Origin of the sequence: Marinithermofilum abyssi, from assembly GCF_014641195.1 — a bacterium.
GTDB lineage: Bacteria > Bacillota > Bacilli > Thermoactinomycetales > DSM-45169 > Marinithermofilum > Marinithermofilum abyssi.
Genome location: NZ_BMHQ01000005.1, coordinates 245,314 through 262,140, shown reverse-complemented (window position 1 = coordinate 262,140; position 16,827 = coordinate 245,314). Strand labels below are relative to the sequence as shown.

General features: G+C 53.2%; 15 protein-coding genes. All 15 read left to right on the top strand.

Annotation, left to right across the window (positions count from 1 at the left end):
• Positions 1 to 5 precede the first annotated feature (5 nt).
• The 15 genes from galE (at position 6) to priA (ending at position 16,808) form a co-directional block, all read left to right on the top strand.
• Positions 6 to 1,007 (top strand): UDP-glucose 4-epimerase GalE, encoded by a 1,002-nt coding sequence (gene galE, locus IEW70_RS08940; protein WP_188647572.1) that lies wholly within the window; start codon positions 6 to 8, stop codon positions 1,005 to 1,007.
• Positions 1,001 to 2,119: a M24 family metallopeptidase gene (locus IEW70_RS08935; RefSeq protein ID WP_229751901.1), complete on the top strand. Its 1,119-nt coding sequence runs from the start codon at positions 1,001 to 1,003 to the stop codon at positions 2,117 to 2,119. The genes galE and IEW70_RS08935 overlap by 7 nt, the downstream gene beginning before the upstream one ends.
• 28 nt (positions 2,120 to 2,147) lie before the next feature.
• Positions 2,148 to 3,365: an ROK family transcriptional regulator gene (locus IEW70_RS08930; protein ID WP_188647571.1), complete on the top strand. Its 1,218-nt coding sequence runs from the start codon at positions 2,148 to 2,150 to the stop codon at positions 3,363 to 3,365.
• A 395-nt stretch (positions 3,366 to 3,760) separates the two neighbouring features.
• Positions 3,761 to 3,949 carry a hypothetical protein gene (locus IEW70_RS08925; RefSeq protein ID WP_188647570.1) on the top strand — a complete coding sequence of 63 codons (189 nt, stop codon included), beginning with the start codon at positions 3,761 to 3,763 and terminating at the stop codon, positions 3,947 to 3,949.
• 474 nt (positions 3,950 to 4,423) lie between these two features.
• Positions 4,424 to 5,239, top strand: coding sequence for an MIP/aquaporin family protein (locus IEW70_RS08920; RefSeq protein WP_188647569.1), 816 nt, complete (start codon positions 4,424 to 4,426; stop codon positions 5,237 to 5,239).
• A 106-nt stretch (positions 5,240 to 5,345) separates the two neighbouring features.
• Positions 5,346 to 6,860, top strand: a complete 1,515-nt coding sequence (gene glpK, locus IEW70_RS08915) for a glycerol kinase GlpK (RefSeq protein WP_188647568.1) — start codon at positions 5,346 to 5,348, stop codon at positions 6,858 to 6,860.
• Positions 6,861 to 7,018: 158 nt separating this feature from the next.
• Positions 7,019 to 7,588 carry a glycerol-3-phosphate responsive antiterminator gene (locus IEW70_RS08910; RefSeq protein WP_188647567.1) on the top strand — a complete coding sequence of 190 codons (570 nt, stop codon included), beginning with the start codon at positions 7,019 to 7,021 and terminating at the stop codon, positions 7,586 to 7,588.
• Positions 7,589 to 7,616: 28 nt separating this feature from the next.
• Positions 7,617 to 9,248 (top strand): glycerol-3-phosphate dehydrogenase/oxidase, encoded by a 1,632-nt coding sequence (locus IEW70_RS08905; protein WP_188647566.1) that lies wholly within the window; start codon positions 7,617 to 7,619, stop codon positions 9,246 to 9,248.
• A 225-nt stretch (positions 9,249 to 9,473) separates the two neighbouring features.
• Positions 9,474 to 10,874 (top strand): branched-chain amino acid transporter BcaP, encoded by a 1,401-nt coding sequence (bcaP, locus tag IEW70_RS08900; protein WP_188647565.1) that lies wholly within the window; start codon positions 9,474 to 9,476, stop codon positions 10,872 to 10,874.
• Between the two features lie 191 nt (positions 10,875 to 11,065).
• Positions 11,066 to 11,956, top strand: coding sequence for a YicC/YloC family endoribonuclease (locus tag IEW70_RS08895; RefSeq protein WP_188647564.1), 891 nt, complete (start codon positions 11,066 to 11,068; stop codon positions 11,954 to 11,956).
• 61 nt (positions 11,957 to 12,017) lie between these two features.
• Complete coding sequence (gene remA, locus IEW70_RS08890; RefSeq protein ID WP_188647563.1) at positions 12,018 to 12,284, top strand: extracellular matrix/biofilm regulator RemA; 267 nt, start codon at positions 12,018 to 12,020, stop codon at positions 12,282 to 12,284.
• Between the two features lie 18 nt (positions 12,285 to 12,302).
• The gene (gmk, locus tag IEW70_RS08885; RefSeq protein ID WP_188647562.1) at positions 12,303 to 12,926 is read left to right on the top strand and encodes a guanylate kinase; all 624 of its coding nucleotides are present in this window, start codon (positions 12,303 to 12,305) and stop codon (positions 12,924 to 12,926) included.
• Complete coding sequence (rpoZ, locus tag IEW70_RS08880; protein ID WP_188647561.1) at positions 12,926 to 13,135, top strand: DNA-directed RNA polymerase subunit omega; 210 nt, start codon at positions 12,926 to 12,928, stop codon at positions 13,133 to 13,135. Before gmk ends, rpoZ begins: the two co-directional genes overlap by 1 nt.
• Positions 13,136 to 13,183: 48 nt before the next feature.
• Positions 13,184 to 14,386 (top strand): bifunctional phosphopantothenoylcysteine decarboxylase/phosphopantothenate--cysteine ligase CoaBC, encoded by a 1,203-nt coding sequence (coaBC, locus tag IEW70_RS08875; protein WP_188647560.1) that lies wholly within the window; start codon positions 13,184 to 13,186, stop codon positions 14,384 to 14,386.
• On the top strand, positions 14,373 to 16,808 hold the full coding sequence (gene priA, locus IEW70_RS08870; RefSeq protein WP_188647559.1) for a primosomal protein N': 2,436 nt from the start codon (positions 14,373 to 14,375) through the stop codon (positions 16,806 to 16,808). Before coaBC ends, priA begins: the two co-directional genes overlap by 14 nt.
• Positions 16,809 to 16,827 lie beyond the last annotated feature (19 nt).

Sequence of the window (16,827 nt, the reverse complement as noted above, 5' to 3'; positions counted from 1 at the left end):
ACATCATGGCGGTGCTGGTGACCGGCGGAGCCGGATATATCGGAAGTCATACGGTGATGGAACTGTTGGATCGTGGCGAAGAAGTGGTTGTGTTGGACTCTTTGCAAACGGGACACCTGGGAGCGGTGCGGGCCCATACTTTTTACCACGGGGATTTGAACGATCCAGCCCTGTTGGATGCTATCTTCCAAAAACATGAAGTAGACGTAGTGGTTCATTTTGCGGCTCACTCGCTGGTGGGCGAAAGCGTCAAGGACCCGCTCAAATATTATCACAACAATGTGGAGGGAACCCGGAGTCTGGTTGCCTCCATGGTAAAGCACGGCGTGAAGCGGATGGTCTTCTCTTCCACGGCGGCGGTGTATGGGGAGCCGAAGCACATTCCGATCCGAGAAGCGGATCCGACGGAACCTGCCAACCCCTACGGAGAAACCAAACTGGCGATTGAAAAAATGCTGCGGTGGTGCGAGCAGGCCTATGATGTGAAATCCGTCTGCCTTCGCTATTTTAATGCGGCGGGTGCCCACCCTAATGCGGAAATCGGGGAAGATCACACTCCGGAAACCCACCTGATCCCGATTGTGCTGGAAGCGGCGCTGGGACAGCGGGTGGCACTCTCTATTTTTGGGGAGGATTACCCCACGGAGGACGGGACCTGTGTACGGGATTATATCCATGTGATGGATCTCGCTCAAGCCCACTGGCTGGCCTTAAAGCGATTGCGGGAAACGGGGGAAAGCGGTGTGTACAACTTGGGCAACGGCAAGGGTTTCTCTGTGAAACAGGTGGTTGAGCGGGCCAAAGCAGTCACCGGTCGGAAGATCCAGGTGAAGATGGCTGAGCGCCGCGCCGGGGACCCGGCGGTGTTGGTCGCTTCCTCCGAAAAAGCGCGGGAGGAATTGGGTTGGCGACCTCAATACGCCGATTTGGACGTCATTTTGGAAACGGCATGGCGGTGGCATCAGACCCATCCTCACGGGTATGCTGAAGGGAAGAAGAAATGCTGATGGCAAGCCGGCTGGAAGTGGAGGATCGTTTGGAGAAAGTAAGGAACTTAATGATCGAAAAAGAACTGGATGCTGTTATTCTTCGCAAACGTCGCAGCTTCTCCTGGTTGACGGGCGGACGTGCCAATGATATCGTGCAGACCGTGGAAGAAGGCGTGGCCGATTTGGTCATCCTGCCGGAGCGGGCAGTCTGTGTAACCACGCAGATGGAAGCGGCCCGGATCCGGGAAGAAGAGCTGGACGGTCTCGGATTTGAGTTTGTCACTACGGAGTGGACGGAAGGGACGGAGCAGGCATTGACCGCCCTATGTGAAGGGCGACGGGTAGGGGCGGATGTACTTCCGGCGGCTCTGGGATTGGATCACGGTGTTTACATCGGGCAAGCCTTGGCACGGTTGACTTATGTGCTGACCCCGCCGGAGCAGGATCGGTACCGGGAGTTGTGCCAAATGGCGGCCCGAGCGGTGGAGTCCACCTGCCGGGAGATTGAGCCGGGCATGATCGAGCATGAGATTGCCGCCCATGCAGCTTCCAAAGTCATCGCCTTCGGAGCCCGGGTTCAGGTGCTCCTTGTGGCCGCCGATGAACGCATCTACAACTATCGCCACCCCATCCCAACCGATAAAAAACTGCAACGGTATGCGATGCTGGTTTTGTGTGCAGAGAAGTGGGGCCTGGTAGCCAATGTCACCCGGTTCGTCCATTTTGGACCGCTGCCAAAGGAGGTGGCGGAGAATCGGTTCAAGCTGGCCCGAATTGATGCGGTGATGAACCATGCCACCCGACCGGGAGTTCGCATCCGGGAAGTGTTTCAAAAGGGCATCGAGGCGTATGAGCAGGCAGGGTACCCGGGAGATTGGCGTTATCTTCACCAAGGTGGACCGACCGGTTACGCTTCCCGTGAATTTTTGGCCACACTGGAGAGTGAAGGGGATGTTCAGCTTTACCAAGCGTTTGCCTGGAATCCTTCTATCCGGGGGATTAAATCGGAAGATACCATTCTTGTCAAGCAGGATTCCAATGAATTTTTGACGTATACTGGAGATTGGCCTGTACTGCGAGTGGAGTTAGACAGCAGATGGTATCATCGTCCGGATATTCTCATTCGTTAAGGTTGGGTTGGTGAAAAGGGGGACAACCATGCCGCGTTCCATGCAAATTGGAAGCTTTCGCTGGATGAAGTCGATAAATAAATCGGCCATTCTCAATGTGATTCGGCTGCACGGCCCGATTTCCCGGGCAGAGATCGCCAAGCATACCAAGTTGACACCGCCGACAGTAACCAATATTGTCGCAGAGCTGTTGGAGTCCCGGTTGGTAGTAGAAAGTGATCTCGGTCAATCTACCGGCGGCCGCAAGCCGATCATGTTGACCATCAATGCTGAGGCTTTTTGTGTGGTGGGGGTATATGCCGGTGCGAAACGGGTGCAGGCGGTTTCCGCCGACTTGAACGGCAATATTCTGGAAGAGGCGGAATTGCCCATTCCTACTCGCCCGGAAGCAGATGTATTTATAGCCATAGTAAAAGAAGCCGTAAAAACCGTGATTCAAAAAGCGCGTGAGCAATCGGTTCCCATCCTGGGTATTGGTGTGGGGATGCATGGTTTAGTGGATCCGGATAAGGGGATTTCCATTTTCGCACCCAACTTGGGGCTGAAAGATATCCCGCTTCGCACCCTGCTGGAAAAAGAATTCGACCTTCCAGTGGAAGTGGAGAATGACGTCCGTGCACTTGCCTTGGGTGAAAGCTGGTTTGGTCAAGGGAAGGATGTCGGCGATTTCATCGTGGTTAATGTGGGTACAGGAGTGGGTGCCGGCATTATGCTGGAACATCGGCTGATCCATGGTCCATCCTTTACTGCGGGTGAGCTGGGGCATACAGTGATTGACCTGGACGGCCCGCCATGCAGTTGCGGCAACCACGGCTGTGTGGAAGCTTTTGCTTCCGGACCGGCGATGGCGAAACGGGCACTGGCTCGGATTCGCGAAGGAATCCCTTCCTCGTTGTCAGGGCGGGTAGAGGCAGGAGCTTCCGTCACGGGAAAAGATATCTGCCGAGCTGCTGAGGAGGGAGACCCTCTGGCCCGGAAAGTGCTGGCCGAAACGGGACGATATCTGGGTATCGGCTTGGCCAATCTGGTCAATTTGTTCAACCCGACCAAAATCATTTTAAGCGGCGGCGTGATCCGGGCTGGAGACTTTGTTTTGGAGCCGTTAAAAGAAACCGTTAAGAACCGGGCTTTATCCGTTCCGGCTAAAGAAGTCAGCATCACCGTGTCTGAATTGGGTACTCACGCTCAAGCGATCGGAGCGTTCACTCTGGTGTTGCAAAAAATGTTTGAACCCATGGGGCAGTGAAAAACACCGTGAGCAACCGGAACAAGGGGGCCGCGGTGTTTTTCCAGCTGCCGTTCCCAGCAACGGTCTTGCTTATTTCAGCGACGGAGGGTTTCTATTCTATAGATAGCGAGTAGGAAAACCCAGCCCTTTAGGGTTAGGATGAAACCGAGCGTCGGACGAGGGAGGGTGTAAACTCTCCGACAAGTATCTATGCGTTAAACTACTCGTACCTTGGGAACCGAATCACATAGGGTTGGCAGGAGGAATCAGTCCGGCTATAAAATGATTCCTGTTTCTCTAGCAACTTTTTGGGTGTTCTTTAAACAGTTCTTCCTGCGTTCATGACATGAAACTGGTATAGTGAAAGATGAAATCTTCCATTCATCGATCCGGACAGAGAGGAAGAGATGACCTTGAACCAAGATGCACACCGAGTGGAAAAACTGTACCACTATCTGGTGGGGAAGATGAAGCTGACACCGGAGCAAAAGCAGACTTTGTGGCAAGAACTGATGAATTGGTATGGCGTGCAAACGGAAGACTTACAAGCGAAGGGATCCGCAAGAGAGCAGGTACATCACCTGATTAAAAATATGGGGTGAAACGAAGAGAGCCCTTCGAAAGAGGGGCTTTCTGAAGCCTTTTGCGAGGAGGACTTTTCTTCATAATAGTAAAATACGGAAAAACAGTGAATGCGATCAATAAAACAGGCAAGGCACACAGCGTCGGTGCGTAAACATACAACAGGCTTTTTCCCAGCTGGGTGGCGGCCAATCGCCTCCAAACATTTGGCAGTCTCATTTCCCCCGTGGGCTGTGGGAAAGAAGGAGGGGAAGTTCAAGGAGCGAAAGGGTGTATAATAGAAAGAATCGCCTGCGAAAAAAGGTTGTGTCTATTTCGTGAATCCATTATAATGGCCTATAAGAAAAACAGCTTGTAAGCGCGTACATGTCGACCGGAGATGAGGAGAGGTCGTACGTACCCTTTTTCGCAGTGCACCATGGGGAAGGGGAAGTACGGCCTTTTACATCTTCGAGGGAAATGTACGGTAATTATGGGAAAAAGGAGTGAATCTGTTGGATCGGAAATTATGGGGGGCATGTCTATCTGAATTTTTCGGTACTTTTCTTCTGATCTTCATCGGTGTGGGAGCTGTAGCTGGTTGGGTACTGAATGAGCTTCCGTACAACTTGTGGGATGTCGCACTCCTGTGGGGGTTGGCAGTAACCATCGCCATCTATGTCACTGGTGCCGTTTCCGGAACTCATATCAATCCGGCGGTAACGATTACGATGGCCGTGTTTCGCGGATTTCCGTGGAAAAATGTAATCCCTTACATCATTGCGCAGGTGTTGGGTGCCTTTACGGGAGCAGCCGCGACGTACTTCCTGTATCGCGGCGCTTTTGCCCAGTTTGAAAAAACGAAGGATATCGTGCGGGGGAGTGCCGACAGTCTGGCAACGGCAAAAATTTTCTCCACCTATCCGGCGCCCTTCTTGAGCAATTGGGATGCTTTCTTTGTGGAGTTCATGATTACCGCCTTGCTGTTGATCGTCATTTTGGCCGTAGGAGATGATCGGAATCCGTTGGTGCCGGCTTTGAATCACCTGACTCCGTTGGTAATTGGCTTGACAGTGGCCGTCATCGGCGGTTCCTGGGGCAGCCTAACCGGATTTGCTCTGAACCCGGCACGGGATTTGGGACCGAAACTCTTTGCGGCTGTTGCCGGCTGGGGTCCTATCGGTTTCCCTGGACCCGATGTCTACTTCTGGGTGCCTGTGGCCGCACCGATTTTGGGCGGTTTGTTCGGCGCATGGGTCTATGATAGGTTGATTCAAACGTATTTGCCGGCACAAACAAAGGTTCCGGCAGGTCGTTCCAAAGCCAACTGAACCGTTTTAAGAAGGGCCTATAGAGACATCTTTTGGTTCCCATGATGGCAAGGCAGTAACGGGTAGGAGGAATGAAGGGCTGAATTTAGAGAAAGGGGAAATGAACATGTCCAAAGACAACAAGATGTATATTCTGGCAATAGATCAGGGAACCACCAGTTCCCGTGCCGTTCTCTTTGATCAAAAAGGCCATGTGCAAGGGATGGCTCAACAGGAATTCCGCCAGATTTACCCGAAACCGGGCTGGGTGGAACACGATGCCGAGGAGATTTGGGATACCACCTGCCAGGTGATCGACCGCTTGTTTGATGAATCCGACATCACACCGCAACAAATCGCGGGGATTGGTATCACCAACCAAAGGGAAACCGCGGTGGTTTGGGATAAAAACACCGGCAAGCCCGTCTACAACGCCATCGTGTGGCAAAGCCGCCAAACCGCCGGTATTTGTGAAGAGTTGAAGCAACGAGGGCTGAAGAAGACCTTTAAAGAAAAAACAGGCCTGGTTGTGGACGCTTACTTCTCCGGTACCAAAGTGAAGTGGATCTTGGACCATGTGGACGGTTCCCGTGAACAAGCAGAGCGGGGAGATCTGCTCTTTGGCACGATTGACTCTTGGCTGATCTGGAAGCTGACCGCCGGCAAGGTTCATGTAACCGACTACAGCAACGCGTCCCGTACGCTGATTTACAATATTCATACGCTGGATTGGGATGACGAGCTGTTGGAAATCCTCGGTATCCCGCGCAGCATGTTGCCGGAGGTGCAGCCTTCCAGCAAAGTGTACGGTTACACTGATGAAAAGATCTTCCGCGGTGCCCGTGTCCCCATCGCCGGTGCAGCGGGAGATCAGCAGTCCGCCTTGTTCGGCCAGGCTTGTTTCAAACCCGGAATGGCCAAAAATACCTATGGAACCGGTTGCTTTATGTTGATGCATACTGGTGAACGGGCGGTTCAATCGGATCACGGGTTGCTGACCACGATCGCCTGGGGAATCGATGGCAAAGTAGAATACGCTTTGGAAGGCAGCATCTTTGTCGCGGGTGCAGCGATCCAATGGCTGCGCGACGGATTGCAAATCATCGACAAAGCAGCGGAATCCGAAGAGTGCGCCAACCGGCTGGAGTCCAATGAAGGTGTTTATTTGGTTCCGGCATTTGTCGGTTTGGGTGCTCCTTATTGGGATCAGGAAGCCCGGGGTGCGATGTACGGACTGACTCGGGGTACCACTCGGGATCATTTTGCCCGTGCGGCTTTGGAGTCTTTGGCTTATCAGACGCGGGATGTGTTGACGGCTATGGAACAGGATTCCGGCATTCACCTGAAACAGCTGAATGTGGATGGCGGAGCTGCGCTGAACAATTTCCTCATGCAATTCCAATCCGACATTTTGAATGTCACGGTCAAACGCCCGACGGTAACGGAAACCACGGCTCTGGGTGCCGCTTATTTAGCAGGGCTGGCCGTCGGTTATTGGGATGACAAAGAATCCATTCAACAAAATTGGGCCATCGATGCTGAATACGAACCGAAAATGGCAGAGGAAACGCGAGAAAAACTGTATGACGGATGGAAAGACGCCGTACGCCGGACCATGTCCTATGAAAAGGTAAAAATATAATTTTTGCATCCAGGGCTCGCTTTGTTATAATATATTTAAACAACAGGAAAATCTGAATGTGTCGGGACTGGAGACGAAGAGAAGAGTCCCTCACCAATCCGAGCGTTTGTTTGCAACGGGGTGGGGACTCTTTTTGCATTTTTAAGGAGGAGACCAATGTGGATTTCCGGCAAGCGATTCAAAACCATCGCGTAATCGCCGCTTTGCGGAAAGAAGAAGAACTCGCGTCATTGGAGGGGACGGATCCGACCGTCTGCTTCTTGCTGTTTGGAGAGATCAACACTGCCGCAGATGTGGTGAAGCGGGTGAAATCGATGGGCAAACAGGTCTATTTGCACATCGATCTGGCTCAGGGGTTTGGCAATGACCGTGCCGCTTTGCGATACATCCGCTCCCAAGTGCAGCCAGACGGCATCGTATCCACTCGCACCCATTTGATTCGTTCTGCCCGGGAAGAAGGGCTGTTTGCGATTCAGCGGCTGTTTATTCCGGATACCATGTCGGTAGAAACGGGTAAACATTTATTGAAGCAGTCCAGAGCGGATGCTGTGGAAGTGATGCCTGGTGTCGTTCCAAAATGGGTTTTTGAAACCTTGCGGGACAGCCGGGATATTCCCATCGTGGCTGGTGGGTTGATCCGGGGTGAAGACGATATTCGGAGTGCGTTCAAGAACGGTGCCAGTGCCGTTTCGGTGAGCAGTCGGGGGTTGTGGAACCAGAAGGTTTGAAACACGTAAGAGAAGAGGTGATGCCAGGATGCATTTCTCAGCTAAAAGTCGTACCCGTATACTGGATGAAATGTCGAAGGAGAAGCTGGATCTATTGGTGATCGGCGGCGGCATTACCGGTGCCGGGATCGCTTGGGACGCTGCTTCCCGCGGTTTGTCCGTCGGGCTGGTAGAGATGCAGGATTTCGGCGAAGGCACCAGCAGCCGCTCTACCAAACTGATCCACGGTGGTTTGCGCTACCTGAAACAACTGGAAATCAACTTGGTTCGCGAAGTGGGACGCGAACGGGCACTCTTGTACGAACGTGCTCCTCATATTGTCCGTCCCGCTCCGATGATGCTGCCCATATATGAAGGCGGGACCTATGGAAAGCTGGCTTCTTCCGTCGGTCTTTTTGTGTATGATCGTTTGGCCGGTGTGAAAAAAGAAGAGCGCCGCAAAATGTTGTCCAAACAACAAACGTTGGAGAAAGAACCGCTTCTCCGTTCCAAAGGGTTGAAGGGATCCGGTTACTACTACGAGTACCGGACCGATGATGCCCGCCTAACCCTGGAAGTGATGAAAACGGCCGTCTCCTTGGGCGCCAAAGCTGTCAATCACGCCAGAGCGGAAAGCTTTGATTACGATGAGAAGGGCAAGTTGGCCGCTGTCGACGTGCAGGATCTGGTAAGCGGCAAAAAGTATAAAATGACAGCACATGAAGTGGTAAACGCCGCAGGTCCCTGGGTTGACGAATTACGGAAAAAAGATAACTCGCTCAAAGGAAAACGTCTGCATTTGACCAAAGGGGTTCACTTGGTGGTGGCCCATGAACGTTTTCCGTTGAAACAACCGATCTATTTTGATGTGCCCGACGGACGAATGGTCTTTGCCATTCCGCGCGGCCGCACTACTTACATCGGCACCACGGATACCAACTACCAAGGACCGATCGATCAGCCAATCATGACGGAAGAGGATCGGGATTATCTGTTGAAAGGCGTCAACGATGTCTTCCCGGATGTTCAGCTGAAACCGGAAGATGTGGAATCCGGCTGGGCTGGTCTGCGTCCGTTGATTCACGAAGAGGGCAAAAGTCCCTCGGAACTGTCACGGAAAGATGAGATCTTCCAGTCCGACACGGGACTGATCACCATCGCCGGCGGCAAATTGACCGGTTTCCGGAAAATGGCTGAACGGACGGTTGACTTGGTCTGCCGGCGGTTGTCTGGCAAAGGAATCCGTTCTTTTGTCTCCTGCCGAACGGATCGCACATCGATTACCGGCGGCGGAGATATGGGTGCTGAAGGGTTTGTCCGTTTCCGCCGCGAGTGGGTGGACAAAATGGCCCAAGCGGGTGTTGAACGGGATCATGCCGATGAATTGGTACAACTGTACGGGCTGCATATCGCCAAGGTATGGGAACGTGCCGGCGGAAATCCGGAGAATCTCCTGAAAGCTCAGGTGGAATTTGCGGTAGATGAGGAAATGGCCGTATCCGCTGCGGACTTTTTGATCCGGCGAACGGGAGATCTGTACTTTAACCGAGCCCGTTGTGAAGCCAACTTGGAACAAGTATTAGAGATTATGGCAGAAAAAGCAGGTTGGGATCAGGAAAAGAAACTGCATGAACGCGAAAAGATGGAGCATCATATGAAAATGACTCATCCTCAGGGATAAAGCATTTGGACATTGACAGAGTAGTGCCGCGGTTTTTACCTCAACTTACCGGTAAATGCTGCGGTTTTTTCTTTTTTTATAGGAGATATTAAAGATAACATTGGAAAAAAGTGCGTTTGACAGAAAAGTGAAGGTTTCTTAGAATAAATCACGGGCTAATCAATAGGCTTCCGAATTCTATGAAACTACAAAATTATCAAACTAGTGAATAAAGGAGGAAAACCTGTGAGCCTGTTTCGTAAAAAGAGCATTGATGAATTGCTCCGTACGACCAAACAGGGCAAGACCCTGAAGCGCGCCTTGGGTACATGGGATTTGACCATGTTGGGAATCGGCGCTATTATCGGAACCGGTATTTTTGTGCTAACTGGAACCGGTGCATTGAAAGCCGGCCCTGCCTTGGTGCTGTCTTTTATCGTTGCCGGCCTTGCATGTGCTTTCGCAGCGTTGGCATATGCAGAGTTTGCAGCTCTGGTACCGGTTTCCGGAAGCGTTTACACCTACAGCTATGCTACGTTGGGTGAATTTGTCGCGTGGATCATCGGGTGGGACCTGGTGTTGGAGTATTTGCTGGCCACCAGTACCGTTTCTGCCGGTTGGTCAGGGTACTTCCAGTCGTTATTAAGCGGTTTCGGCATTGTTTTGCCGGAGGCTTTGACCGCTGCTCCGGGAGCAGTACCGGGTAAGACCACTTTGTTTAATTTGCCTGCCTTTATCATTGTGATGGTGATTACCTTCCTGCTGGCACGGGGAATTACCGAGTCCAAACGGACCAACAACATCATGGTAGTCATCAAAATTGCCGTTGTGTTGATGTTTATCCTGGTCGGGGTGGGTTATGTGAAACCTGCCAACTGGCAGCCCTTTATGCCTTTTGGCTTTGACGGCGTCTTCTCCGCGGCGGCGCTCGTATTTTTTGCTTATATCGGTTTTGATGCAGTAGCGGCTGCTGCCGAAGAGACGAAAAATCCGGGTCGGGATCTTCCCCGGGGGATTATTTACTCTTTGGCTATTTGTACGTTGCTGTATGTGATTGTATCCGGCATCATGACCGGTATCGTTCCCTTCAAAAAGTTTGAAGGTGTGGACCATCCGGTGTCGCTGGCTTTGCAATTTGCCGGTCAAAACTGGTTCGCCGGCTTTGTGGATCTGGGTGCCATTCTCGGGATGACGACAGTGATGCTGGTGATGTTGTATGGACAAACGCGGATTTTCTTCGCCATGTCCCGGGACGGGCTGCTGCCCAAAGGGTTTTCCAGCGTTCATCCCAAATTCCGTACGCCCTTCGGTGCTACTTGGTTCTTGGGAACAATTGCGGCTTTGATCGGTGCGTTGATTCCGCTGGATAAACTGGCGGAGTTGGTGAACATCGGGACACTGGCCGCTTTCACCTTGGTTTCTGTCGGGGTGCTGGTACTGCGGAAAACCGAGCCGGATCTCCATCGACCTTTCCGTACACCGGGGATGCCGTGGGTGCCCCTCTTGGCTATTGCTTTCTGTCTGTTCCTGATTTCCAAGCTGGCTCCTATTACTTGGATGGCCTTCTTTATCTGGATGGCCGTCGGCCTGTTGATCTATTTTGTGTACTCGCGCAAGCACTCGAATCTCAGCAAACAAGGTGAATAATGGATAAGTCTGAAGCCCGCGATCCAATTCGCGGGCTAAGATTTGTCAGCAGTTGTATAGGAGCAGTGGGAATCCGTTCTGCTAAGGCGCGACTTTTGAACGAGAAGGGCATTCTCTAATGGATTGACCTCATTTTTTGCGAAAAAAGGAGAACACTTGTGAGAGAGTGTGAAATCCTTTAGAATGAGGTCATGATACACAACTGTCAAATTCGAAGCATGACGGGATACGGTCGAGGCGAATGCACCACAGAGGATGTCCGTTGTGTGGCGGAGATCCGGTCCGTTAACCATCGCTTTTCCGAAGTGATGGTTCGTCTGCCTTCCGGTTGGATGGCATTGGAAGAGCCCGTAAAAAAAGAAGTCCGGTCCGTTGTTAAGCGTGGTCGGGCGGATGTGTTTGTGACAGTGGAAGCACGTTTGTCCGCCAAGGAGATCAAGGTGAACGAGCAAGTGGCGGAGAAGCTGGTTCACGCCGCCAAAAAGCTGAAAGAAGTCCTGGAGTTAGAAGGTACTCTCACCTTGGCCGAGATCATGCAATTGCCGGATGTTCTTCAGGTGAAAGAAGAGGGATTTCATCCGGAAAGCCATGAACAGCAGGTGTTGCAAGCGGTAAAGTCTGCCTGTGCGTCCCTGAAGGCCATGCGGATCCGGGAAGGAGAAGCATTGGCGAAAGATCTCATCTCCCGGGTAAAAACCCTGAAAGGTTACGTGGAGGAGATCGGCCAACGGGCTCCCCAAGTGGTGGAGGATTACCGTAAACGGCTGCATCTACGGCTACAGGATTTTCTTGCCGAAGGGGTTCTGAACGCAGACCGCATTGCTGCGGAAGCGGCCATATTCGCGGAACGTTCGGATATTCAGGAAGAACTGACCCGACTCAGAAGTCATCTGGATCAGTTTTTGCATACCCTGTCCCAACCCGAACCAGTAGGACGTCGCTTGGATTTTTTGTTGCAAGAGATGAACAGGGAAGTAAACACCATCGGGTCGAAGGCGAACGATCAGGTGATCGGGTCCCGGGTGGTAGATTGCAAGAGCGAATTGGAAAAAATGAGAGAACAAGTGCAAAACATCGAGTAAACAGGTTATAATGAGATGAATGCGGATATGGCTAGAACCATGGAGCGAGGAGGTACTCTAAGTGAGTATCAAGTTGATCAATATAGGCTTTGGCAACATCGTATCAGCCAACCGGATCATTTCCATTGTCAGCCCGGATTCGGCTCCCATCAAACGGATTGTCCAGGAGGCCCGTGATCGGGGTGTCCTGATCGATGCCACTTACGGCCGCCGTACCCGTGCGGTCATTATCACGGACAGCGATCATGTCATTTTGTCTGCCGTGCAGCCGGAGACCGTTGCGCACCGTTTGCAGAGCAAGGATCAACCGGAGGAAATGGTAGACTGAAGTAGGAAAGGGTCGGTTATGGGGATTACAGACAAAAGTAAAGGTTTGCTTATCGTATTGTCAGGTCCGTCCGGTGCGGGAAAAGGAACCGTATGCTCGGCGCTTAGAAACCGTCTGCCCGATTTGACCTATTCCGTCTCCGCGACTACCCGTCAACCCCGGGAGGGGGAAGTGAACGGCGTCAACTATTTTTTTAAGAGTCATGCGGAGTTTGAACGGATGATCGAAGAAGGCAAACTGCTGGAATGGGCCAAGTATGTAAACAATTATTATGGTACCCCCCGTGAGTTTGTAGAGGAAAAACTGGAGGAGGGAAAAGACGTACTGCTGGAAATCGAGGTGCAAGGCGCCCGTCAGGTCAAAGAGCAATTTCCGCAGGGCGTATTCATCTTCCTGTTGCCGCCTTCGATGCAAGAGTTGAGGGAACGGATCCGCAACCGGGGGACCGAGACGGAAGAAAGTTTGCACAATCGCATGAAGGCGGCTGAAAACGAGCTGAAGCAGGTGGAGTATTATGACTATGTAGTCGTCAACGACGTGGTGGAAGACGCCTGCGACCGCATTCGCGCCATTCTGGTGGCGGAACACAGCCGCAAGGATCGTTTTTTGGAAAATCACCCCGATTGGCTGGAGGGATTTTGATGCTGTACCCATCCATTGATACACTCATGTCCAAAGCGGACAGCAAATACACGTTGGTTATTCTGGCGGCCAAACGGGCCCGTCAACTGTTGGACGGTGCCGAGCCGGATCTGCAGCCCCGTTCGAATAAATACGTAGGCATCGCACTAGAGGAGATCGCTGCGGATAAACTGGTACCGCCGGAAGAAGTCCGAAACCAGGAGAAATAACAACCTGTTACGGGTTGTTATTTTTTATCGTTAGAGGGGGACCGCACTATGAAAGGAAAACGCATCGTGGTAGGGGTGAGCGGTGGGATTGCCGTGTTTAAGGCAGCCTCCTTGGTCAGTCAACTGAACCAACGGGGGGCAGACGTCCGTGTCATTATGACAGAGTCGGCTACCCGTTTTGTCACCCCGTTGACATTCCAGACTCTCTCCCGCAATCCGGTCGCCGTGGATACATTTGATGAGAAGGACCCCTCTGTGGTGACCCATATCGATCTGGCGGATCATGCGGACTTGTTCGTCATCGCTCCGGCGACGGCCAATATCTTGGCCAAAATGGCCCATGGTCTGGGGGATGATATGTTGAGCACCACCCTGTTGGCCACACAAGCGCCGATCCTGGTAGCACCGGCGATGAATGTGCATATGTATGAAAATCCGGTCGTGCAGGAAAACATCAAAAAGCTTTGTCGCCTGGGCGTGCGGTTTGTGGAACCGGGATCCGGCCAGTTGGCCTGCGGTTACGTAGGGCGCGGCCGGATGGCGGAACCGGAAAAGATTGTGGAAGTGGTCGAAGAGATGCTGGCCGAACCGGGGAGCCAGCTTCAAGGCAAAAAAGTGGTGGTGACGGCAGGGCCTACCCGGGAGCCGATGGATCCAGTCCGCTACTTCACCAACCGCTCTTCCGGGAAAATGGGCTTCGCCCTTGCGGAAGCCGCAGCCGCCGCCGGTGCGGAAGCGGTGTTGGTGGCAGGCCCCAGCTCTCTCGAAACGCCCGTGGGTGTCCGCCGGGTGGATGTTACTACCGCTGAGGAGATGCTTCAAGCCGTGTTGGAGGAGATGGAAGAGGCGGATGTGATTATCAAAGCGGCAGCAGTGGCGGACTATCGGCCAGCGGAAGTGAAAGGGAGCAAGATCAAGAAAGCGGATGACCGCCTGCAGGTGGAATTGGTGAAAACGCCGGATATCGCTGCAGAGGTAGGCAGGCGCAAGGGACGTCGTCTGCTCGTCGGATTTGCCGCGGAGACGGATCAGGTCGAAACTTACGCTCGCGACAAACTGCAACGAAAAAACATGGACATGATCGTGGCCAACGATGTGTCCGAGCCTGGAGCCGGTTTTGAAGGGGATACCAATATTGTGACGGTATTTGATAAACATGGGGAAGTACTGCGGCTCCCCCAACTGAGCAAACGCGAGGTGGCCCGGCGGCTCATCCGTCTGGTAGGAGAACGGCTGGATGAACGATCATAAGCGTGTGGCACGGGTGTTTGTGGATGTACCCAGCCAACAGACAGACAGGCCCTTTGACTACGAAGTGCCGACTGCCATGCGGGATGAGGTGGAGGTTGGGAGCCGCGTCCGGGTACCTTTCGGCCCGAGGAAGCTGCTGGGTTATGTCGTAGCATTTGCTCCGGTTTCCGATGCCCCCCGCTTAAAGCCGATCCTGGAGGTGTTGGATCTGGTCCCGCCGCTGACGCCGGAGTTGGTTTCACTGGCCCGTTGGGTGGCACAGCAGTATTTATGTCCGGTGATTACGGCCCTCCATGCCATGGTGCCGGCGGTGTTGAAAGGACGCTATCAACGGATTTGCCGGGTGCATCCCGATTTTGCCGAAGAGGATCTGTTGCCGGAACATGAACGGGAGCTGATCCGACAGCTGCGGGAAAAGGGAGAGATGTCTCCCGAACAAGCGCTGAAATTGCCTCGGGTTTCTCGTTTCCTGCTGCGGCGGATGGCTGCGGATAAGCGGATCATCATCGAAGAACGGGCCGGGGACCGTGTCACCCGTAAAACGGTGATCTGGGTGGGGGCGGCGAAGACGTCGGAAGTCCTCCGACGAGAAGCGAAAGCTTTGCCTGCACAAGCCCGCCGTCAAAAAGAAGTGCTGCAGTATGTCGCGGACCATCCCGATCCGATCCCTTTGGCGCAGTTGCTGACGGAAACGGGGGCGGTTCATGCCACAGTCAAACGTTTGGCGGAAAAGGGACTGCTCACATGGGAAGAACGGGAGGAGTACCGGGATCCATTTGGAGGGCGTTCTTTTGAACGGACGGAACCCTTGCCGTTAACACCGGAACAACATCAGGCATATGATGCGATCGCGGAACCGCTCAAGCGCCGAGAGCCCCGAACGGTGCTGTTGCATGGCGTCACCGGGAGCGGGAAAACAGAGATTTATCTCCAAGCGATTACGGAAACCCTGAATAAAGGGCGGCAAGCGATCGTACTGGTTCCCGAGATCTCTCTCACTCCGCAGATGGTGCGACGGTTCAAGGGACGTTTCGGTGATGATGTCGCGGTGTTGCACAGCGGCTTGTCGGATGGGGAGCGGTATGATGAATGGCGGAAAATCCGTTCCGGCGAGGTACGGGTGGCGATCGGAGCTCGGTCGGCTGTCTTTGCTCCCTTTGAGAATATCGGTCTGATTATTATTGATGAGGAGCATGAATCTTCTTATAAGCAAGAGGAACAGCCGAAGTATCATGCTCGCTTGGTGGCGTCCAAGCGGATAGAAGCCCACGGTGCGGTGCTGGTGCTGGGAACGGCTACCCCATCTGTGGAATCTTACTATCAAGCCCGCACCGGGAAATTGGAATGGGTCACGTTGAACCAACGGGTGCATGGCCGTCCGTTCCCTCAAGTGGACGTGGTGGATATGCGAAATGAATTGCGGGGTGGCAACCGGTCCATTTTCAGCCGCCCGTTAAAACAAGCGTTGATGGAGTGCGTCGACCGAGGCGAACAGGCGGTGCTCTTTCTTAATCGGCGAGGGTATTCCACCTTCGTTCTGTGCCGGGATTGCGGCAAGACGGTGGAATGTCCCCACTGCGATATCTCCTTAACCTATCACCGGACCAACCGGACCCTCCGCTGTCATTATTGCGGCCATGCCGAGCCGGTTCCGCAAACCTGTCCCTCTTGCGGCAGCTCCCATATCCGTTACTTCGGAACCGGCACACAGCGGGTGGAAGAAGAGTTGGCCAGACAATTGCCCGGCCTGCGTGTCATTCGGATGGATGTGGATACCACCAATCGGAAGGGCGCCCATGAACGGCTGTTGACCGCTTTTGGTGAAGGAAAGGCGGATGTACTCCTGGGTACGCAAATGATCGCCAAGGGACTGGATTTTCCCAAGGTGACCCTGGTCGGTGTCATCGCTGCCGATACCATGCTGCACCTGCCGGACTATCGGGCGGCAGAACGAACTTTCCAACTGCTGACCCAGGTGAGCGGCCGTGCGGGGCGCCATGAACGGCCGGGGCGTGTGGTGGTTCAAACCTATACGCCCGAACATTACAGCATTCAGATGGCCGCCCGGTATGAAACAGAACCCTTTTATATACAGGAGTGCCGGTTGCGCAAACAGCACCGCTATCCGCCTTACTGCGGACTTTTTACCATATTGCTTTCCCATACGGACAAAGGAGCGGTGATGCAAGCAGGAATGCGAACCGTGCGGGGCCTGCAGCCTTATATGCCCGAAGGGGCGGAGATCTTGGGTCCTGTACCGGCGCCCATTCCCCGGATCAAGGATCGATACCGGCTGCAGGTCATGATCAAAGTGCCGCCACATACAGATGAATGGAACGGTTTGACGGAGAAACTGCGATCACTCTCTTTCTTGCTGGGAGACGACGAATTGCGTGTCAGTATTGACCGAGAAGGTATTTGATCTCAAGCGAACAGCACTT